Origin of the sequence: Bombella saccharophila (assembly GCF_026385475.1) — a bacterium.
GTDB lineage: Bacteria > Pseudomonadota > Alphaproteobacteria > Acetobacterales > Acetobacteraceae > Bombella > Bombella saccharophila.
On sequence record NZ_JANIDW010000002.1, the window covers coordinates 298,948 to 319,200 of the forward strand.

Here is a 20,253-nt window from a genome sequence, read left to right on the forward strand (position 1 = left end):
TTAAGGTGAGTTGGTCACTTTTGCACGACATATGCAGAAAAAAGAACTCTCCCATGAGATCACCCCCCCTTATTCTTTATGATGAGGGTGTTATGTTTACCAAATGTCAGTATTTTTCTGACGAAACTATAAGATTCAATCTGCAGATTGCCTTTCATAATGGAAGAGGACGAAGCAGGTTTTGAAGGAGGGGAAACCCATGGCAGACGCTCTTAATGTCGATGCGCTTAAAACAAAAGCAGAGCAGACCCTTAACAAGGCTGGGAATGCTGTTGATACAGATGCGCTAAAAGCTAAAGCACATGAGCAAGCACGTCAGGCACAGCATGCTTTTAATGAGCTGAATAACGAGTTGAAGCAGCCTAAAGGCCGTTGCCAATGTGTTGGCCATACGCTGCTTTGGGGCGGTATCATCGTTGCTGCTCTAGCTGGCCTTTGCGCCATCGGCCGCTGGCTGAAGAAGTAAGCTTATATCATCACGCTTTGTTATAGCATAAAGCATGATGCCCCCGGCCTTCCTACAGGCCGGGGTTTTTTGTGGCCTATCCCCGCACGGCCTTTGCTAGGGAGCGGATTTTCTCCAAAGCGGTGGGGAGGCTTGCTGCAGTGGCGCGGCCTTGCTCATCATAGGTGGCGGCCATCTCTTTGATAATGGCGGAGGCCACAACGGCCCCATTGCTAATGCGTGAGGCTGTGCGGGCTTGCTCTGGCGTGGTGATGCCAAAGCCTGCCACAATAGGGAGGTCCGTTGCGCCGCGGAGGCGTGCCATTGCGGCCTTTAGCTGCTCCTCTGTAGCACTGCGCGTGCCGGTAATGCCGGTGATGCTCACATAATATACAAAGCCGCTGGCGTCTTTCAGAATGGTTTTGAGCCGCTCATCAGGCGTTGTAGGGGCCGTGAGGGTGATGATGTCCAGCCCTTCCGCCTTGGCATAGGGGGCGAGCTCTTCAACTTCTTCAGGGGGTAAATCTACGATGATAAGCCCATCCACACCGGCTTGATGCGCGTCTTTGCAAAAACGCTCTACCCCGTAATGGTTGATGGGATTGTAATAGCCCATGAGAATAATGGGCGTATGGTCATCACCTTGGCGGAATTGGTGGATAAGCTCTAACACACCCTTGAGAGTCGCCCCAGCTTTAAGGCCGCGTTGGGCGGCGAGTTGGATGGTTGGGCCATCTGCCGAAGGGTCGGAGAAAGGCACGCCAACTTCGATGAGGTCCGCCCCGGCTTCGGGCATTTGGCGCAGCAGGGCAAGGGAGGTTTCGTAATCAGGGTCGAACGCTTCTAGATAGGGGAGTAAGGCCCCGCGTCCTTCTGCTTTTAGGCGGTCAAAACAGGCTTTGATGCGGCTCATAATGGCTCTCCTTACAATTTTACGCCGAGATGGGCCGCAACAGTGGGAACATCCTTATCCCCCCGGCCGGATAGATTAACGATGATGGTTTGGCTCTTCTCCATCTTGGGGGCCATGACAATGGCATGGGCTACTGCATGGGCACTCTCTAAGGCGGGGATAATGCCCTCCAGCTTTGTAAGGGTTTGGAAGGCCTCCAGAGCTTGCTGGTCTGTAGCACTGACGTAGTTCACCCGGCCAATATCATGAAGCCATGAATGTTCTGGCCCGATGCCCGGATAATCCAGCCCCGCGCTGATGGAGTGGGCTTCTGTAATTTGCCCGTGATCATCTTGTAGTAGATAGGTACGGTTGCCATGCAGCACACCGGGCGTACCGCGGGCGATAGAGGCCGCTGTTTTACCGCTATCTAGCCCCAAGCCTGCGGCCTCCACGCCATAAAGGGGGACCTCTGCATCATCAAGAAAGGGATGGAAAATCCCCATCGCGTTAGACCCGCCCCCAATGGCAGCGATAACGGCATCGGGCAAGCGGCCTGTTTGCTCCTGTATTTGCTCACGCGCTTCTGTCCCGATGACGGATTGGAAGTCCCTCACCATAGCCGGATAAGGGTGAGGCCCCGCGACCGTGCCGACAAGGAAGTAAGTGTTCGCTACATTAGCCACCCAATCGCGCATGGCTTCATTCATAGCGTCTTTTAAGGTGCCGGCCCCGGCTGTAACGGGGTGGACTTTAGCCCCCAGTAGATGCATGCGAAAGACATTGGGTTTTTGCCGTTCTACATCGGTGGCACCCATATAGATTTCACATTCCAACCCAAAGAGGGCGCAGACAGTGGCTGTGGCCACACCATGTTGCCCAGCCCCGGTCTCTGCCACAATGCGGGTTTTGCCCATACGGCGGGCAAGGAGAATCTGGCCCATCACATTATTGAGCTTGTGGGAGCCTGTATGGTTGAGCTCTTCCCGCTTGAGGTAAATCTGCGCGCCGCCGAGTGTCTCGCTCAGCCGTTTAGCGTGCCAGAGCGGGCTAGGGCGGCCAACATAATGGCGGAGGTAATAATCTAACTCGTTTTGGAAGGCCGGGTCTGTTTTGGCGTGAGCATAGGCTTTTTCCAACTCTAGCATGAGGGGCATGAGGGTTTCTGCGACAAAACGCCCCCCATGAATCCCGAAATGCCCGCGTTCATCTGGCCCGGTGCGGAGGGAGTTAAGCTGGCTGGTGATGGGTGTGTTTGTAGGCATGATATGTATCTTTGCGTTGTGAAAAGAGGGATTAGTCGATGGTTGGGGTGGGGGAGTGCAGCCCTAGAGCGTGCTGGACGAGGGCCTCTTGCTCAGCTTGATGAATACTCGCAAGCCCCGTAGCGGGAGAGGCAGAGGCCTTGCGGCCCGCATAAAGCGGACGGGTGCAGCGATGGCCGACATCATGCAAGCAGGCTTCAATACGCCGGTCCACAAAGTGCCATGCCCCGCCATTTTCTGGCTCTTCTTGGCACCAGATGACCTCTTGTGCCTCTGGGTGATAGCCAAGCTCTTCAGCTAACGCATGGTGAGGGAAGGGGTAAAGCTGCTCCAACCGAATGATGGCGCAATGGGACAGACCCATCTCATCGCGTTTTTGTAGAAGGTCGTAATACACCTTCCCGCTACATAGCACGACTCGTTTGGCCCCACCGGGGCAGGTGGCATCTGCCAGAATGGGGAGGAAGCGTGTATGCGGCCCCATATCGCTAAGCGGTGAGACAGCCAGCTTATGGCGGAGGAGCGATTTGGGGCTGAACACCACCAAAGGCTTACGGCAACGGCGGGCAATTTGCCGCCGCAAGAGGTGGAAGAAGCTTGCTGGGCTGGAGGGCATACAGACGCGCATATTATTCTCCGCACAAAGCTGGAGGAAACGCTCTGGCCGCGCAGAGGAATGTTCTGGCCCGGCCCCCTCATAACCATGTGGCAAGAGCAGGGTAAGGCCTGAGGTACGCAGCCATTTTGTCTCCCCTGCGGAGAGGAATTGGTCGATGATAATTTGTGCACCATTGGCGAAGTCGCCAAATTGCCCTTCCCACAGCACCAACGCATCAGGATTGCCGAGGGAATAACCATATTCAAACCCCATCACGCCATATTCGGAGAGAGGGGAGTTCCATACATTCACAGGGGCTTGGCGCGGGGCGATATGAGCTAGTGGCGTATAATGATGGCCCGTATGTTGGTCTGTCAGCACGGCATGGCGTTGGCTAAAGGTCCCACGGCCACAATCCTGCCCAGAGAGGCGCACTGTGTGGCCATCTAAAGCCAGCGTACCAAAAGCGAGGGCTTCTGCCGTGGCCCAATCGACTGGCCCGCCCTCGGCTAAGGTGGCCTGCCGTGCTTTAAGTTGCCGGGCAAGGCGGGGATGAATGTTAAATGTGGTGGGGACAGTCGTTAGGGCCTCCCCCACCTGTTGCAGACGGGGAAGGGGCACGCCCGTCATGGGCTGGATACGCTCTGGCGTGTCGAGCAAACGGGTGGGGTCTTGTGGGCTATAATCAAGCCAATCGGTTGGGTCTGGCTGGTAGGTGTCGGCTTCCTCAAAAGCACGATGAAGTTGAGCCTGCACATCCTCCCATAACGCATCAATCTCGGCAGGGTGGATGTTCGTCTCCGCGAGGACCTTCTTGGCATAGAGGGTGCGTAAGGTGGGATGCTGGCTGATCGTTTGCACCATCGCAGGTTGTGTAAAAGCGGGGTCATCCGTCTCATTATGGCCATGACGGCGATAGCTGATGATGTCCACCACAATATCGCTGGCGAAGGTCTTGCGCCATTCATGCGCTAAAGCCGCACAACGGGCCACAGCTTCGGGATTATCACCATTAACATGCAGAATAGGGGCCTGCACGGTTTTGGCGACATCGGTGTTCCATAAGCCAGAATGAGCGGCCTCTGGGCTGGTGGTAAACCCAACTTGGTTATTGACGATGATATGCACTGTCCCACCCGTGCGGTACCCTTCTAAGCGGGAGAGTTGGAGTGTTTCATACACAACACCTTGCCCCGCAAAGGCGGCATCCCCATGGACGAGAATCCCAAGATGCTTCTGGCGGGTTTCGTCTTTATCTTTATCTTGGTCCGCACGGACGCGGCCTAGCACGACAGGATCCACAGCCTCCAAATGGGAGGGGTTGGGCAGCAGGGAGATGCGGATTTCGTGACGGCCCTGACGGATGGTGGTTGTGGTGCCGAGATGATATTTCACATCACCAGAGACACGGATACCCTCTGGGTAGAAGGCCTTGCCGGCAAACTCGCTAAAGATAGCGGCATAGGGTTTACGCAGGATATTGGCCATGACATTCAGCCGCCCGCGATGAGGCATCCCTAGGGAGATGGAGCGGACATCATCGCGTGCTGCCTCATTGAGCAGGGCTTGCAGCGCGACAATGAGGCTCTCTCCTCCCTCTAACCCAAAGCGGCGCATCCCGGTGAAGCGTTGTTGGCAAAAGGTCTCAAACCCTTCCGCACGGGTGAGCAAGCTGAGGATGCGCTCTTGGGAGAGGGGGAGAGCTGTTGAGGGATGAGTCTCTAAACGGTCGATCCACCATTGCCGTTGTTGGCTATCATGGAGGTGCATAAACTCTGCCCCAATCGGCCCGCAATAAGCGCGTTTTAGATGGGCTAGTAAGGTAGGGTCGGTGTGGCTATCGGGGGTGAGGGCATCATGCGGGCGGGCAGGGCGTAGGCCGAGCGGGTCTAGCTCGGCATGGAGATGACCACAAAGGCGGAAGGCCTCTTTAAGTCGCTCATCACGCAATTCTGCCTCGGAGGAAGGCGAGGAGGGCAAAGCGGCCTCGTCTTCCAAAGCGGGGTTGCCCATTGTGGTAAAAAGCGCATCATAATCAGGATGGACAGAGGTCGGGTCCTCCACCCATTGGGTGTATAGCTCGCCGAGATAAGCGATGTTCTCGCCATTAATGGCATGGTGATGGTTCGGTGAGCCCGTCATGATGGCATGATTCCTTTTCGCCTCGCTGGGTTCATATTTTTAACCGATCCTACGATGAAGGCAAAATTTTCTCTTCGATGTGAAACTTATGAGAGAGAATGATGGCTTGCCTGCCTTGCTGGGGAGGGGTAGCTTGCTTTCTATTATGAGTGCTATTTCTCTCAATTATGAGGCTGTGCAGCAAGCACGCCTCCAGCATAAGCCGTGCCCGCATCTTGTGGTGCCGGATTTTTTGGCAGGGCCGTCTCTTATGCGGGCGGTGTCGTTATTGCCAGAGATAAAAGCCGGTGGGTCTTACCCCTTAGCGGCTTTGTCGCTCCATCCAGAGTTAAAGAGCATGATGGAGGAGTTCGCTGGGCCGCGTTTAAAAGCCATTGTGGCGGAGAGATTTGGCTTAGATGTGCAAACCGCCCCAAGTATGGTGACAATGCGCGGGCAAACGCGCGCTAAAGATGGCCGGATTCATCGTGATAGTGCCTCTAAGCGGGTGACAATTCTTCTTTATCTTAATGACCCTACACAGGATTGGGCGCATCAGGGCGGGTGTTTACGCTTTTTGAATGGGCCGGATGATGTGGAGGATTATGTAAGTGAGATTCCACCTGTTGGGGGGACGTTGGTTATTTTCCCCAATGGGCCGGATACATGGCACGGGCATCGCCCTTATATAGGGCCGCGCTATACAATTCAGTTGAATTACATGGCACGGGATAAACGCGCCCAGTATGAGCTTTTACGGCATCGTGTCTCTGCTTTTTGGAAGCGGTTGGTTTCGTAAAATAAGTTGGTTTGTAAGAGGCCGTTGAGGCGGAGATGAAGGCAAAGGCATACCCTTTGCTGATAAGAGGAGAGTGAGACGATGGGGTATAGAGTTGCTGTTGTTGGGGCTACGGGGGCTGTTGGGCGTGAGATCCTCAAAACATTGGCGGAGCGTCAGTTCCCAGTTGATGAGATTGTAGCCCTCGCCTCTGCTCGCTCGGCAGGGCGGGAGGTCTCTTTTGGAGACAAGACGGTTCTGAAGGTTCAGAATCTCGAGACGTTCGATTTCACAGGGTGGGATATTGCGCTCTTTTCCCCCGGCGGGGCTGTATCGGCCAAATACGCGCCTAAGGCTGCGGCGGCAAAATGTTTGGTCGTGGATAATACATCCCATTTCCGTATGGAGCCGGGTATCCCCCTCGTTGTGCCGGAGGTCAATGCCAGTGCTTTAAAGAAGGCGCGTAAAGGCATTATCGCTAACCCTAACTGCTCTACCGCTCAGATGATGGTGGCGTTGAAGCCACTGCATGATTTGTTCAGCATTGAGCGTGTGGTGGTCTCGACCTATCAGGCTGTCTCTGGGGCAGGGAAGTCCGGCATGGATGAGCTGTTTAGCCAGACAAAAGGTAGCTTTGTGAATGATGCGCCCACCATTGCACAATTTACAAAGCAGATTGCCTTTAACCTCATCCCGCATATTGATCGCTTTATGGAGGATGGTTCCACCAAGGAAGAATGGAAGATGGCGGTCGAGACTCGTAAGATTCTGGACCCGGACATCAAGGTCCTTGCCACATGCGTGCGCGTGCCGGTCTTTATTGGTCACTCTGAGGCGATTAGCATCGAATGTCGTAAGCCGGTGGATTTAGAGAAAGCCCGCGCGGCGTTGCGGAAAGCCCCCGGTGTGATTTTGCGTGATGAGCGTGAAGATGGTGGCTACGTCACCCCAATCGAATGTGTGGGTGAGGATGATACCTACATCTCCCGCCTGCGGATTGACCCGACTGTAGAGCATGGTCTGGCCTTTTGGTGTGTGTCGGATAATCTCCGTAAGGGGGCGGCCCTTAATGCTGTACAAATTGCCGAGAGCCTGCATGAGCAGCATTTGATTGGCAAGGACTCCCCACTTTGGAAGCCAGCTCCCCGCCCAGAAGAGCCATCGTAATTACGGGTGGGTTAATAGATGGTGCTTATCGCAATGCTGGGGTGAAATCCTCTTTCCAAAAAAGGATGTCGTCCCCATAGTGGAGGGGCTATGTCTTATTTTACTTATACCCCTCCGCGCACGCCTGTTCCCTCCGGGGGGCGGGTTGGTGTTCTTCTCGTGAATCTGGGTACGCCAGATGATACGGGTTATCGTTCCGTCCGCCGTTATCTGAAGGAGTTTCTTTCAGACCGCCGGGTGATCGAATCTCATCCCCTTATCTGGCAGCCCATCCTTAACACGCTGGTGTTGTCGCGTAGGCCCTTTGCGAGTGGGGCGAATTATGCCCGCATCTGGGATAAGGAGGAGGATGCCTCCCCTCTGCGTGTCTTTACCCGTAAGCAGGCAGAAGGCTTGGCCGAACGCCTCGCCCCGGAGGGGATTGCGGTGGCATGGGGGATGCGCTATGGCCAGCCCTCCGTAAAGCAGGCTTTGGAGGAGTTGCTGGACCAAGGGTGTGACCGCATCATCAATATCCCGCTTTATCCGCAATATTCCGCCACCACGACAGCAACAGCGAATGACCAACTCTTTCGGGCTTTGATGCGCTTGCGGCGGCAACCTTCGGTGTTGACGGTACCGTCTTTTCCTGACCATCCACAGTTTATTGAGGCGTTAGCCGCTTCGGTGAGGCGTGTTTATGCAGGGCTATCCTTTACACCGCAACGGCTTGTGACGTCTTATCACGGCCTGCCAAAAGCCTTTGTGGAGAAGGGCGACCCGTATCAAGAGGAATGTGCCCGCACGACCAAAGCTTTGGCTGCCTCATTAGGGTTGAAGGATGAGGAGGTTCCTTTGACCTTCCAATCCCGCTTTGGGCCGATGGAATGGCTCCAACCTTATACGGCCCCTTATATCGCGGCCTTACCCAAACAAGGTATTACAAAGATTGCCGTCATCATGCCCGGCTTTATGGCGGATTGCATCGAAACGCTGGATGAAATTGGCCGGGAGGTGCGTGAGGAGTTCATGGAAGCAGGGGGAGAGGAGTTCGCCTTCATCCCCTGTTTGAATGACGCGCCAGAGGCTATCACGCTTTTGGAGCATTTAGCGCGGCAGGCGATGAAAGGCTTTCAACCCTGACACAAAAAACCCGGCTAAAAAGCCGGGTTTCTCATAAGCGATATACGCTTAGCCTTAATGGGCGGCTTGGGCATCCCCATTAGCATGCTCAGCATCGTACCATTGGGCTTTTTGCGCTTTAGCTGCGGCGGAGTTGTTTTTCTGCCACCAGCCGCTGCCATTTTGCTTGCTCTCTACAGGATGTTCCTTATCCCAAAGAGCGGCTTTCTCCGCGATGGATTTGCGGTATTTATGCCGCTGATACATCCCCACAGCGCAGCCGCCAACAGCCCCAGCCACAGCATGTTGATGGGCAACATGGCCCGCTACAGCCCCAGCGGCACCATATTTGAGGCAGCCGCCCGGCTCTGCCATGGCAGGAGCAGCCATGCCGACAAGCATGCTGGTAGCGAAAAGAGAGAAGATTGCGCGCTTCATCATGAAGGCCCCTAACATTGTTCTTTTTTATGCAAAGTGAGAAATGGTCGGAGTGAGAGGATTCGAACCTCCGGCCCCTGCGTCCCGAACACAGTGCTCTACCAGGCTGAGCTACACTCCGATTTGTGGGGTTATACCTACCCCGCCTCTAACAGGGGTGCAAGGGGGAGCCCTTCTGTTTTTCCAGAAAAATAAAGAAATGATTGCCCGGTAGCAAATAGAACCCCCGCCTTCTCGTGGGAAGAGAAAGCGGGTGTCTTTTAAGAGAGGCGCGATAGAGCCTACAGAGCTTTGGTTAGAGCAGGTAGAATCTCAAAGAGGTCCCCTACCATGCCGTAATCCGCCACTTTGAAGATGGGAGCCTCTGGGTCGATATTGATAGCAACAATCACGCGGCTATCTTTCATCCCAGCAAGATGCTGAATAGCCCCGGAGAGGCCCGTAGCGATGTAAAGCTCTGGCGCAACCACTTTACCCGTTTGGCCCACCTGCATCTCATTGGGGGCAAAGCCAGAATCCACCGCCGCGCGGGAGGCCCCAATAGCGGCCCCTAATTTATCGGCAATTGGCTCTAATAAATTATGGAAGTTAGAGGCATCTTTAAGGCCCTTACCACCAGAGATGACCACACGCGCGACTTCTAGCTCTGGACGGTCGGATTGGCTTTGTTCCAACTTCACAAAGCGGCTTTTGCCGTCATCAGCGGGGGCGTCTAGCACTTCAAGGCTTGCATTGCCGCCGCTCTCAGCCACAGGGTCAAAACTGGAGGAGCGAATGGTCAGGATTTTGATGTTATCGCTGGATTGCACAGTGGCGAGGGCATTGCCCGCATAGATAGGCCGGATGAATGTACTCTCATCCTCAATCTTCACCACGTCAGAGATAGGCTGAACATCCAACAACCCTGCTAGACGGGGGAGGATATTCTTCCCGCTGGAGGATGATGCCGCAAGAATATGGCTGTAAGAGGGGGCCAATGTGGCTAGCAGAGCTGCCGTAGGCTCGGCGAGGGCATGAGTGAGTGTGGGAACATGCAGAACCTTGCGTACACCAGCCAATGTGCTGGCAGCTTCCGCTCCAGTGTTTCCAAGGAGCAGCGCATCAACCTCGCCAAAGCGGGAGGCAGCGGCAATGGCAGAACGGGAAGCCTGACGGACCTTGCCGTTCTCGATTTCGATCAGAACAAGTGCGGTCATCAGATCACCTTCGCTTCTGTCTTGAGCTTCTGGACCAGCTCATCCACGGTTTCGACAATGATGCCCGCTGTGCGTTGGGGCGGCTCAGCGACCTTTACCACCGTGAGATGGGGTGTCAGGTCAACGCCTAAGGAGGCTGCTTCAAGCGTCTCCAGTGGCTTTTTACGCGCCTTCATAATGTTAGGCAGGGAGGCATAGCGTGGCTCATTAAGGCGGAGGTCCGCTGTGATGACCGCAGGTAGGGTGAGGGCAAGGGTCTCCGTCCCGCCATCAACTTCCCGCGTAACGGTGGCGTGGCCATCGGCAATGTCAATCTGACTGGCGAATGTCCCTTGCGGCCAGCCAAGCTTGGCTGCGAGCATCTGGCCAGTGGCGTTCATATCATCATCAATAGCTTGCTTGCCCATGGAGATAAGGCCCGGCTGCTCTTTCTCCACAACAGCTTTGAGGAGATTAGCGACCACGCGCGGCTCACAATCTACATCGGTGCTGATGAGGATGGCACGGTCTGCCCCCATGGCCATGGCGGTCCTGAGGACATCCTGAGCCACTTGCGGGCCGATGGTTACCGCGATGACCTCACTAGCATGGCCCTTCTCTCGCAGGCGGAGGGCTTCCTCCAGTGCGATTTCATCGAAGGGATTCATGGACATTTTCACGCCCTGCGTTTCGACACCACGGCCATCTGCGGCAACGCGTGGCTTGATGTTGTAATCAACAACCCGTTTGACGGGGACAAGAACCTTCATGGTCATCCTTTGTTGCTGTCGCAGCTTAAAATGAAACTGGGGTTAGGTTATCCGCTTTTATCCTAAAAGTCACATCCCAGAAGGATAATTTGGCCCGCTACCGCCTTCTGGCGTACACCAGTTAATATCTTGCTCTGGGTCTTTAATGTCGCAGCTTTTGCAATGCACGCAGTTTTGAGCATTGATAACAAGCTCCTCTGCCTCATTGGTTTCATACACACCGGCAGGGCAATAGCGGCTCTCTGGGGCGGCAAAGCGGGCAAGGTTAACCTCTTTCCACGCCTGCATATCGCTTACATGTAGATGAACAGGTTGGTCCTCATCATGGCTGATATTGCTGAGAAAGACAGATTCAGCCCGGTTGAAGGTTAGCTTACCATCGGCTTTGGGGTAGTCGATTTTGGGGGCTTTATCAGCGGGGAGGAGAGTTTGGTTATCAGCATGGCGGTGATGCAAGGTCCAAGGGGCGCGCCCACGGAAAATCATGCTATCAATCCCGCTATAGGCGGCTCCGCCGAGCATCCCCCAATGAGAGAAGGCTGGACGAATATTGCGTGCAGCGGAGAGTTCCTTCCATAACCATGAGGCCTTTAGGGCCTGCATGTAGGTGCTGGCCTCAGTTTGCTCAGTTTGGATGGCCTCCAGCACCGCATCTGCGGCAATCATGCCGGACTTCATGGAGGTGTGGATGCCTTTAATCTTGGGCATATTGAGGAAGCCCGCGCAATCGCCTGTCAAAACCCCACCGGGGAAGATAGGATGGGGGAGGGATTGTAATCCCCCCTCGGAGATAGCCCGCGCCCCGTACATGATGCGCCGTCCGCCTTCAAAATGTTTCTTAAAGGCGGGGTGCTGCTTGGTGCGCTGCATTTCCTCAAAAGGGGAGAGCCATGGGTTGCGGTAATCTAGCGCGGTGATGAAGCCGTAAGACACCAGATTTTCCCCGAAATGATAGAGGAAGGCCCCGCCATAAGTGTGGGTATCAAGCGGCCAGCCAAAGCTATGCTGCACAAAGCCGGGGCGATGATTCTCCGCAGGAATCTCCCATACTTCCTTAATCCCTAGGCCAAAGGTCTGCGGGTCGGCGTTTTTGCGGAGGTCAAAGCGGGCCATGGCTTTTTTGCTGAGCGAACCTCTGGCTCCTTCTGCCAGAATGGTTTGTTTCGCGCGGAGAATCATCCCTGGTGTGTAGTCAGGCTTTGGCTTACCTTGGCGGTTGATGCCCATATCCCCAGTGATAACGCCGCAAACTTTGCCATCCTCAATAAACAAATCTGCGCCAGAGAAGCCGGGATAGATTTCCACCCCCAGAGCCTCGGCTTGCTCCCCGAGCCAACGGCAGAATGCGCCGAGGGAGATGATGTAATTCCCCCGATTATCCATTTGCGGCATGAGGAGATGGAGAGCTGGGATGGGGATGGCGGTTTTTTTTGTCAGAAAGAGGAGCTTCTCATCTCGGACAGGTGTGTGAAGTGGGGCACCGCGCTCCGGCCAATCTGGGAAAAGCTCTGTCAACGCGCTAGGCTCTATCACAGCACCGGAGACAATATGCGCGCCAATTTCGCTGCCTTTCTCCAACAAGCAGACTGAAAGTTCTGGCTGTTGTTGACGGAGGCGAATAGCGGCAGTGAGTCCGGCAGGCCCGCCCCCCACGATGACGACATCAAAAGCCATTTCCTCCCGCTCTATAGCGGTTGTGTTATCGCTTTGGGTCTGTGACATGAGGGGACTCCTACTGCTTACAGGGAACATAAAGAGTGGTCAGAGAAGGTATCTCACCCTTTGCGTGTAAAGGTCCAGTAAAAAGGCTGCCGCCCTTCACGGAAGGCTTTGGCCTCATAGCGTGTGGGGGACCAATCTGCGGGGCGTTCTAAGGCAGGCGGTGGGGCCTCAAAGAGCGTTTGCTGGCTCATCACCTCTGTGACCCAGTCTTGATAGACAGGGTGGTCACTTGCAACACGCCACGGCGCACCGGGTTTAAGCAGCCGAGCCATATGGCGCAGATTCTCTGGATGGATGAAACGCCGCTTCGCATGGCGGGCTTTAGGCCACGGGTCGGGGAACATGAGATAGGCGCGGTCTAAGCAGGAATCGGGCAGGCCTTTTAATAATTGGCGGCCATCTTCTGCCCAAAGGCGTAGATTATCCGGCCCTAAGGCTGTGGCTTCTTCCCCCTCTGGGATGATGCGCGAGAGGAGGGAGCAAACGCCATTATCAAACACTTCCGCTGCGATATAGCCAGCCTCTGGGTTGCGAGCGGCTTGGTCATAAGCATGCTCACCACCACCAAAGCCAATCTCTAAGAAGAGTTGAGAGACAGGCTTGCCGAAGCCTTCCAACGGAGCGGCCATATTGCGGAAATGAACACGCGGGAGGGCCTCATCGAGCAAGCGTTGCTGGCGTGGGCGAAGGGGATGGCCACGTTGGCGGCCATAGAGGCGTTCGGGCTGGGGTTTGAGGTCTTCAAGCACAATCGGGCACTAAAGTTGAGGATGATAAAAAGCCTCCACTCCCTTTTCATGCTGAACATGGAGAGGAAGCGGAGGCTGGCAGAGGGGGAGGGGCTTATGCCCCTCCCTGTAGGACTTCAGCGATTGAGCGCGCTTTTAAGCTGCTCGGCAAGGTCCGTATTTTCCCATGTGAAGTTATCTAACGCAGGGTCAGGAATACGGCCAAAATGCCCGTAAGCGGCTGTTTTGCTGTAGATAGGCCGGTTAAGACGCAGACGCTCGCGGATGCCACGGGGGGAGAGATCCACAATCTCATTGAGCAACGCGCCGAGGCGAACTTCATCCACATCTTTGCCAGAGCCATCCAGGTCCACATAAACAGAGAGCGGACGGGAGACGCCAATTGCGTAGCTGAGCTGGATGGTGCAACGGTCTGCGAGGTCCGCTGCAACGACATTCTTGGCCAGATAGCGTGCGGCATAAGCAGCAGAGCGGTCCACCTTGGTCGGGTCCTTCCCGGAGAAAGCTCCGCCGCCATGAGGGGCAGCCCCGCCGTAAGTATCCACAATAATTTTGCGGCCTGTTAGCCCGGCATCGCCATCTGGCCCCCCGATGACGAAATTGCCTGTCGGGTTGACGTAGAACTCATGCTCTGGGCACATCCACCCTTCGGGCAGGACCTCCCGGACAGTCTCACGCACCATTTCGCGGATGGTGTTTTGGCGCATACCTTCTGCATGTTGGGTGGAGACCACAACAGAGGTCGCCCCAACAGGTTTGCCATCCACATAGCGCAGCGTGACTTGGCTTTTAGCATCAGGTAGTAGGCCCACGCCGCGTGCATCGCCTTGCTTACGATAATCGCGGATGCGCTCTAGGATGCTTTGGGCGTAAAAGAGCGGAGCAGGCATAAGCTCTTCAGTTTCACGTGTAGCAAAGCCGAACATAATGCCTTGGTCGCCTGCGCCTTCATCCTTATCGCCAGCACTATCAACACCGACAGCAATATCGGCAGATTGTGCGTGGAGGAGGGAGGTGATTTCAGCATGTTTCCAAGAGAAGCCCTCTTGGTCATAACCAATATCTTTGATGGCCTCGCGGGCGCGGTCGATCAATGTATCTTCGACAGCTTTAGGGCCGCGAACTTCGCCAGCAAGAATGACACGATTCGTAGTAACCAGTGTCTCACAAGCTACGCGGGCTTCTGGCTCGGCCTCAAGGTAAGCATCTAGGACGGTATCGGAGATACGGTCTGCTACTTTATCGGGATGACCTTCGGAAACGGATTCAGAAGTAAAAAGAAAATCGCCGTGATTGCGCACTCAGGGACCTCGCAGGGAATGAGTGGTGAAAAAAAGGCTGCCCCTGCCCCCCGAAAGGCACAAGCGACAGGACATGAAGAACCTAATCGCTTGGCTGAAAAACGCTCTGAGGTCAAGGGTTAGCGCGTTCTTTACATTTCAACGTGTGGGATTGGATTGTAAAGAAAGTGCGTATTTTCCGCTTGTTAGGCCATGTTGGCAGGGTAGGAAAAAAGACGTGCAACATGGCCATGAGGGGGAACAATTACGGTGTGTTTAGCACATCCTGCATGCTGTATAGCCCTGCTTTGCGGTGAGGCTGTGCTAACCAGAGGGCTGCTTTAAGCGCACCACGGGCGAAGACGCGGCGGTCTAATGCACGGTGGGAGAGGGTAATTTCTTCATCGGTGGTGAGGAAGCGCAGCTCATGCTCGCCAATAACTTGCCCCCCACGGAGGGAGGCAAAACCGATGGCCCCATCAGGCCGCTTACCATTTTGGTCTAATCGTTTAACCTGCTCAAACTCTGCCTCTCGTCCTGCAGCAACAGCCCGCCCAATGGCGAGAGCCGTGCCAGAGGGGGCATCTAGCTTTTGGCGATGATGTGTCTCAACAATTTCCGCATCATAATCTGGCAAGGCTGCGCCGAGTTGGCGTGCGAGGGAGAGCAACATAGTAAGCGCAGGAGAAAAATTCGCCGCTTGGAGGACAGCGATATGCTCGGCTGCTTGCTCTACAGCGTGTTGTGCTGTGGCATCTAACCCCGTTGTGCCGAGGACCCACGCACACCCTGCTTGCGTAAAGGCATGGGCGTGAGTGGGGACAAGGCTTGCATGGCTGACATCAATAATCACGTCACATTCACGCCCAAGAGCATCGGCTTCGCTGGTGATATGACGCGCAGGGTCAGCCGTGCGGGACAGGCCGCCTGCGAGATGCGCACCTGCTTCCTCCGCACAAAGCTGCCCTAGCCGCCCGGTAATGCCCGCAATGCCGATGCGGGGAGAGAGAATGTTACTCATGATGCTCTGCCCTTATCGTTCCCAGAATTTTTTAACACGGGCAAAGAAGCCATCATGCTCGGGGCTGCCCTTGCTATGGTCTTTGCTCTCTGCCTCGAACTCCTCAAGCAATTCGCGTTGACGTTTGGTGAGGTGGCTTGGGGTTTCTACCGTGATGCGGATATACATATCCCCCCGCGCTTTGGAGTGCAGGACGGAGAAGCCCTTCCCGCGTAGGCGGAAATTATCGCCTGTTTGCGTCCCGGCAGGGATTTTCACCATTGTTCGTCCCCCATCAATGAGCGGGACTTCAATCTCATCACCCAAGGCGGCTTGGGTCATTCGTAAGGGGACGCGGCATTGGATGGTAGCCCCTTCGCGCTCGAAGATACTATGGCTATCCACCGTGACGAGGACATAAAGGTCCCCCGGCTGGACACCGCTGCCCCCAGCCTCGCCTTTGCCAGCAAGGCGGATGCGTGTGCCATCTTCAATCCCGGCGGGGATATCAACAGCAACAGTCTCTTTTGCGGCTTCGGTCCCGCTACCATGGCAGCTATGGCATGGATTGCTCACCGTCTGTCCTGCGCCATGACAGGTTGGGCAAGGCCGTTCTACAACAAAAAAGCCCTGCTGTACGCGTACAGCCCCTTGCCCGTGGCACGTTTGGCAGGTTTGTTTGCTGCCGTTAGGGTCTGCCGAGCCAGAGCCTTGGCAGCTGGAACAGGCCTTGCGGGTGGGGACTTCAATCTCCTTCCGCACGCCAGAGAAGGCCTCTGTTAAGGTGATGTCGATCTGGACTTGTATGTCCTCAGCTTGGCGTTGTTGGCGGGCACGGCGGCCACCCATATTGAACATTTGCTCAAAAATATCGCCAAGGCCACCAGCATCAAACCCGCCGAAGCCACCGCCAAAGCCACCTGCTCCACCGCCGCCCATGCCGTTTTCGAAAGCATCATGGCCGTAACGGTCATAGGCAGCACGTTTTTGCTCGTCCTTTAGGACTTCATAAGCGGCGTTGACTTCCTTAAACTTTCTTTCCGCTTCCTCATCATCGGGGTTGCGGTCGGGATGGTAGCGCATTGCTAATTTACGATACGCTTTTTTAATCTCTGCACCGCTTGCTGTGCGGGAGACACTGAGTGTCTCGTAATAATCCATTCGTGTAGCCATAATGGTCCTCAGTCACGCAGGGGAGCGGGCACCCGGATAAGGGCGGGCCGGGTGATGATGGTCAGTCCCTTATGCAAAAAGGCGTCACCCCCCAATTGAGTAGGGGAATTGACGCCAATCGCAGGAAGGGGAGCCCCGCAAAAAGGGCCGGGCTCCACCTTATTATAAGCGATTATTTCTTTGTTTTATCGTCAACGTCCTCAAACTCGGCATCGACAATATCTTCCTCTGGTTTGCCGCCAGCAGGCTGACCTTCTGCCTCACCAGCCCCAGCTTGGTGAGCCGCTTGCCCAACCTTCATAGCAACTTGAGTAAGATGCTCGCTGGCCTTTTTAATGGCCTCAGCATCCTCACCACCAAGGGCTTCGCGAGCCTTTTTGATAGCGTCTTCTGCCTCGCTCTTATCAGCAGCAGGGACCTTATCACCAGCCTCGGAGAGGGTCTTCTCGGTCTGATGGATCATGGCCTCGGTGCTATTGCGGAGGTCCACAAGCTCACGGCGGGCCTTATCGGCAGAGGCATTTTCCTCAGCTTCTTTGACCATGCGATCAATATCAGCTTCAGAGAGACCACCATCGCCCTTAATGGAGATGTTCTGCTCCTTGCCAGTTGCCTTATCCTTGGCGGAGACATTGACGATACCGTTAGCATCAATATCGAATGTCACCTCAATTTGCGGCTGACCACGCGGGGCCGGGGCAATGCCTGTGAGGTCAAAATTGCCGAGCAGCTTGTTATCTGCGGCCATTTCGCGCTCACCTTGGAAGACCTTAATGGTCACAGCTGGCTGATTATCCTCAGCGGTGGAGAAGGTCTGGCTCTTTTTAGTCGGGATCGTCGTGTTACGGTCGATCAGACGTGTAAAGACACCGCCCAGCGTCTCAATACCGAGGGAGAGTGGGGTCACATCCAGCAGCAGCACGTCTTTGACGTCACCTTGGAGAACACCACCCTGCACAGCCGCACCGATGGCAACCACTTCATCAGGGTTCACATTGCGGGCAGGCTCTTTGCCGAAGAACTCTTTAACGCTCTCCACAACCTTGGGCATACGGGTCTGCCCACCAACGAGGATAACCTCTTTAATGTCGGCCGGTGTCAGCTCTGCATCCTTGAGGGCCTTGCGGCAAGGCTCCAGAGACCGTTTGATGAGATCATCAACGAGGCTCTCAAGCTTTGCACGGGTCACCTTGACGACAAGATGTTTCGGCCCAGAAGCATCAGCGGTGATGAAGGGCAGGTTGACCTCTGTCTCCTTAGCGGAGGAAAGCTCAATCTTAGCCTTCTCGGCAGCTTCCTTCAGGCGTTGGAGAGCCATTTTGTCAGTGCGGAGGTCTAACCCCTGCTCCCGTTTAAACTCATCAGCCAGATAATCGATCAGCTTATTGTCGAAGTCTTCACCACCGAGGAAGGTATCACCGTTGGTGGATTTCACTTCGATCACACCATCGGAGATTTCCAGAATGGAAATATCGAATGTACCACCACCGAGGTCATACACAGCCACATTGCCAGAATCGCCTTTCTCAAGCCCATAAGCGAGGGCAGCGGCGGTTGGCTCGTTAATGATGCGCTTAACATCCAGCCCAGCGATACGACCAGCATCGCGTGTGGCTTGGCGTTGAGCATCGTTAAAGTAAGCTGGAACGGTGATAACGGCTTCCGTCACCTTCTCACCGAGATAAGCCTCAGCGGTTTCCTTCATCTTGCCGAGCACGAAGGCAGAAATCTGGGAGGGGGCGTAGTTCTCGCCGCGGGCACGCACCCACGCATCGCCATTATCACCTTTGACGATCTCGTAAGGAACGGTCTTTTGGTCCTTAGCAACGGTGGGGTCGTCAAAACGGCGGCCAATCAGACGTTTTACAGCATAAAGTGTGTTGGCAGGGTTTGTGACAGCCTGACGTTTTGCAGCCTGACCAACCAAACGCTCCCCACTATCAGTGAAGGCAACGACGGATGGGGTGGTGCGGGCACCCTCGCTGTTTTCGATAACCTTGTTCTCATTCCCCTCGCGCACAGCAACGCAGGAGTTGGTTGTCCCAAGGTCAATACCAATAATTTTACCCATGACGATTTGTCCCTTTTCAGCGGCGTCCCCCAACCCCCTCAAGGCATCGGGTGGAAACCCTATTGTGACGTTATCAGGTCGGGCTGGCAGGCAAGCCTACAGGCCCATGGGACCGATTTGGTAAGTCTGTCTTGCTCTTTCAAGAGGGAAAAGCTGGAAAAGATAGCTGATTTTCCTATAAGGGACGGGCATGTTTTCCCGTTGGAGAAGCGTGGCATCTGCGTTAAGCTGAGGTAGTGTGACTATAACATACTGTCTTTATTAGGAGTTCTCCCCTGTTTGGCCTGAAAACTTTATTCTGTAAGCTGGGTTTTGTGGCGCGGCTTTATTCCATATGCCGGTGGAAAAATGACTGTAGCAGGTGGCAGGGGCGTGTCGTGCTATCGTTATGGGCATGTGTATTGCCTCTTGCACTTGGGGGGTGTTTGACGCTTGGCCCAGAGCGTATGCGGCATGACCAACTTGCTTATTCCCGCGCCCTTGGTGAGGTGCAAAAGCGGGAAATGCTGCTCAATATCGTGCGGTTGCGTTATGGGGAGCCACCGGCCTTTTTGGATACAACGCAGGTGATTGCTGGCTATAACTTCTCGCGTAGTTTTTCAGGCGGGTATTATGGTTATCCGGCATCTGCGGTAAGTAATTATCTCTTTGGGACAGGCACTATGTCCCAAGCGGAGAACCCAACTATCACCTACCAGCCTTTAACAGGGGAGCAATATGCGGAAAATATTGTTCGCCCTATCTCTCCTGTAGCGATTATGCCGCTCAGCCTTGGGGGGATGGCGATTGATACGCTCTTGCGGCTGACAGCACAATCTATTGATGGCCTCTCGAATGTGCGGGGGGTGGGGCCTTTTGGGGGAGGGTCGGTCCGCTTTTATCTTTTATTGCATGACTTACGTCAGTTGCAGCTTGCTGGGGCGATGACGGTGCGTATTGCGACAGATGATCCTGCTTCATCAAAGGGAGGCAAGTCGGTCAATGCAACGCCGGGGACGGGCAGTAATGAAAGCAAGGGAGGCAATGGCCAGCCGAACGAGCATATATATCTTGTCCTCACCAGTACGGCCGACAGTAACTTACAGGCGATTCAAGGTGAGGTGCGGCGGTTACTGCATCTTGATGCTGAGACGAGTGAGGCGGAGATTGTGTACGGCCCTTACCCTAAGAAAGCAGGGCAAATAGCTATTCTTACACGTTCTATGCTCGCTATGCTTACTCAGCTTTCTTATGAGATGGAAGTGCCGGAGAAGGATGTTCATTCCGGTCGTACTTTGCCAACGATTGGCCAAGTTGGGATTGAGAGCCGCCCGGAGGTGGTTATTCATTCTGGTAAAGAAGCACCTGAGAGCCCATATGCTGCTGTTTTTTATAAAAAATGCTGGTATTGGATCTCTGATACGGACTTCCGTAGTAAGGAGGCCTTTACGATGGTTCAAGTCCTCAGCACGCTTGCGGCAACCAGCCATAGCGGTGGTGCTGTGGTAACGATCCCAGCTGGGTGACAG

17 protein-coding genes and 1 tRNA gene are annotated in these 20,253 nt (G+C 54.8%); 5 read left to right on the forward strand and 13 right to left on the reverse strand.

Annotation, left to right across the window (positions count from 1 at the left end; all coding sequences use genetic code 11):
- Positions 1-199 precede the first annotated feature (199 nt).
- Complete coding sequence (locus tag NQF64_RS05625) at positions 200-466, forward strand: hypothetical protein (protein ID WP_099026445.1); 267 nt, start codon at positions 200-202, stop codon at positions 464-466.
- A 76-nt stretch (positions 467-542) separates the two neighbouring features.
- Here the strand turns inward: NQF64_RS05625 and trpA are convergent, their stop codons facing one another.
- From trpA to NQF64_RS05640, 3 genes are read right to left on the reverse strand one after another with little or no spacing between them, the layout of a single operon-like run.
- Positions 543-1,358 (reverse strand): tryptophan synthase subunit alpha, encoded by an 816-nt coding sequence (gene trpA / locus NQF64_RS05630; protein WP_266106761.1) that lies wholly within the window; start codon positions 1,356-1,358, stop codon positions 543-545.
- 11 nt (positions 1,359-1,369) lie between these two features.
- Positions 1,370-2,602, reverse strand: coding sequence for a tryptophan synthase subunit beta (trpB, locus tag NQF64_RS05635; RefSeq protein ID WP_099026443.1), 1,233 nt, complete (start codon positions 2,600-2,602; stop codon positions 1,370-1,372).
- 31 nt (positions 2,603-2,633) lie between these two features.
- A complete protein-coding gene (locus tag NQF64_RS05640; RefSeq protein WP_266106762.1) occupies positions 2,634-5,342 on the reverse strand; it encodes a 2-oxoglutarate dehydrogenase E1 component in 2,709 nt (902 codons plus the stop codon).
- Positions 5,343-5,487: 145 nt separating this feature from the next.
- On the opposite strand from NQF64_RS05640, the gene NQF64_RS05645 reads away from it, so the two are divergent.
- From NQF64_RS05645 to hemH, 3 genes are all read left to right on the forward strand, one after another.
- A complete protein-coding gene (locus NQF64_RS05645; RefSeq protein WP_099026685.1) occupies positions 5,488-6,120 on the forward strand; it encodes a 2OG-Fe(II) oxygenase in 633 nt (210 codons plus the stop codon).
- A gap of 81 nt (positions 6,121-6,201) precedes the next feature.
- Positions 6,202-7,266 (forward strand): aspartate-semialdehyde dehydrogenase, encoded by a 1,065-nt coding sequence (locus tag NQF64_RS05650; protein WP_099026441.1) that lies wholly within the window; start codon positions 6,202-6,204, stop codon positions 7,264-7,266.
- Positions 7,267-7,356: 90 nt separating this feature from the next.
- A complete protein-coding gene (gene hemH / locus NQF64_RS05655) occupies positions 7,357-8,388 on the forward strand; it encodes a ferrochelatase (RefSeq protein WP_266106763.1) in 1,032 nt (343 codons plus the stop codon).
- A gap of 54 nt (positions 8,389-8,442) precedes the next feature.
- Here the strand turns inward: hemH and NQF64_RS05660 are convergent, their stop codons facing one another.
- The 10 genes from NQF64_RS05660 to dnaK form a co-directional block, all read right to left on the reverse strand.
- Positions 8,443-8,805 carry a hypothetical protein gene (locus tag NQF64_RS05660; protein WP_180794212.1) on the reverse strand — a complete coding sequence of 121 codons (363 nt, stop codon included), beginning with the start codon at positions 8,803-8,805 and terminating at the stop codon, positions 8,443-8,445.
- Positions 8,806-8,849: 44 nt separating this feature from the next.
- Positions 8,850-8,926 (reverse strand) — tRNA-Pro (locus NQF64_RS05665).
- Positions 8,927-9,086: 160 nt separating this feature from the next.
- A complete protein-coding gene (locus NQF64_RS05670) occupies positions 9,087-10,001 on the reverse strand; it encodes an electron transfer flavoprotein subunit alpha/FixB family protein (RefSeq protein WP_266106764.1) in 915 nt (304 codons plus the stop codon).
- Positions 10,001-10,750 carry an electron transfer flavoprotein subunit beta/FixA family protein gene (locus NQF64_RS05675; RefSeq protein WP_155572663.1) on the reverse strand — a complete coding sequence of 250 codons (750 nt, stop codon included), beginning with the start codon at positions 10,748-10,750 and terminating at the stop codon, positions 10,001-10,003. Before NQF64_RS05675 ends, NQF64_RS05670 begins: the two co-directional genes overlap by 1 nt.
- Positions 10,751-10,819: 69 nt before the next feature.
- Complete coding sequence (locus tag NQF64_RS05680; protein WP_266106765.1) at positions 10,820-12,472, reverse strand: electron transfer flavoprotein-ubiquinone oxidoreductase; 1,653 nt, start codon at positions 12,470-12,472, stop codon at positions 10,820-10,822.
- 53 nt (positions 12,473-12,525) lie between these two features.
- Entirely contained in the window at positions 12,526-13,221 is a 696-nt protein-coding gene (trmB, locus tag NQF64_RS05685) for a tRNA (guanine(46)-N(7))-methyltransferase TrmB (protein WP_099026437.1), read from the reverse strand.
- Between the two features lie 116 nt (positions 13,222-13,337).
- Complete coding sequence (gene metK / locus NQF64_RS05690; protein WP_099026436.1) at positions 13,338-14,522, reverse strand: methionine adenosyltransferase; 1,185 nt, start codon at positions 14,520-14,522, stop codon at positions 13,338-13,340.
- Between the two features lie 244 nt (positions 14,523-14,766).
- Positions 14,767-15,522: a 4-hydroxy-tetrahydrodipicolinate reductase gene (dapB, locus tag NQF64_RS05695; protein ID WP_266106766.1), complete on the reverse strand. Its 756-nt coding sequence runs from the start codon at positions 15,520-15,522 to the stop codon at positions 14,767-14,769.
- Positions 15,523-15,534: 12 nt separating this feature from the next.
- Positions 15,535-16,674, reverse strand: coding sequence for a molecular chaperone DnaJ (gene dnaJ / locus NQF64_RS05700; protein ID WP_266106767.1), 1,140 nt, complete (start codon positions 16,672-16,674; stop codon positions 15,535-15,537).
- A gap of 172 nt (positions 16,675-16,846) precedes the next feature.
- Positions 16,847-18,745, reverse strand: coding sequence for a molecular chaperone DnaK (gene dnaK, locus NQF64_RS05705; protein WP_266106768.1), 1,899 nt, complete (start codon positions 18,743-18,745; stop codon positions 16,847-16,849).
- A gap of 446 nt (positions 18,746-19,191) precedes the next feature.
- On the opposite strand from dnaK, the gene NQF64_RS05710 reads away from it, so the two are divergent.
- Positions 19,192-20,250: a hypothetical protein gene (locus NQF64_RS05710; protein WP_407651823.1), complete on the forward strand. Its 1,059-nt coding sequence runs from the start codon at positions 19,192-19,194 to the stop codon at positions 20,248-20,250.
- The last annotated feature ends 3 nt before the right edge of the window (positions 20,251-20,253 follow it).

Coding starts and splice junctions, on each gene's coding strand:
- trpA (WP_266106761.1), bottom strand. CDS start 1,358: ATGAGCCGCATCAAAGCCTGTTTTGACCGCCTAAAAGCAGAAGGACGC.
- dnaJ (WP_266106767.1), bottom strand. CDS start 16,674: ATGGCTACACGAATGGATTATTACGAGACACTCAGTGTCTCCCGCACA.
- trpB (WP_099026443.1), bottom strand. CDS start 2,602: ATGCCTACAAACACACCCATCACCAGCCAGCTTAACTCCCTCCGCACC.
- NQF64_RS05680 (WP_266106765.1), bottom strand. CDS start 12,472: ATGTCACAGACCCAAAGCGATAACACAACCGCTATAGAGCGGGAGGAA.
- NQF64_RS05660 (WP_180794212.1), bottom strand. CDS start 8,805: ATGAAGCGCGCAATCTTCTCTCTTTTCGCTACCAGCATGCTTGTCGGC.
- NQF64_RS05650 (WP_099026441.1), top strand. CDS start 6,202: ATGGGGTATAGAGTTGCTGTTGTTGGGGCTACGGGGGCTGTTGGGCGT.
- NQF64_RS05710 (WP_407651823.1), top strand. CDS start 19,192: ATGCGGCATGACCAACTTGCTTATTCCCGCGCCCTTGGTGAGGTGCAA.
- NQF64_RS05670 (WP_266106764.1), bottom strand. CDS start 10,001: ATGACCGCACTTGTTCTGATCGAAATCGAGAACGGCAAGGTCCGTCAG.
- hemH (WP_266106763.1), top strand. CDS start 7,357: ATGTCTTATTTTACTTATACCCCTCCGCGCACGCCTGTTCCCTCCGGG.
- dapB (WP_266106766.1), bottom strand. CDS start 15,522: ATGAGTAACATTCTCTCTCCCCGCATCGGCATTGCGGGCATTACCGGG.
- dnaK (WP_266106768.1), bottom strand. CDS start 18,745: ATGGGTAAAATTATTGGTATTGACCTTGGGACAACCAACTCCTGCGTT.
- NQF64_RS05625 (WP_099026445.1), top strand. CDS start 200: ATGGCAGACGCTCTTAATGTCGATGCGCTTAAAACAAAAGCAGAGCAG.
- NQF64_RS05645 (WP_099026685.1), top strand. CDS start 5,488: ATGAGTGCTATTTCTCTCAATTATGAGGCTGTGCAGCAAGCACGCCTC.
- NQF64_RS05640 (WP_266106762.1), bottom strand. CDS start 5,342: ATGACGGGCTCACCGAACCATCACCATGCCATTAATGGCGAGAACATC.
- NQF64_RS05675 (WP_155572663.1), bottom strand. CDS start 10,750: ATGAAGGTTCTTGTCCCCGTCAAACGGGTTGTTGATTACAACATCAAG.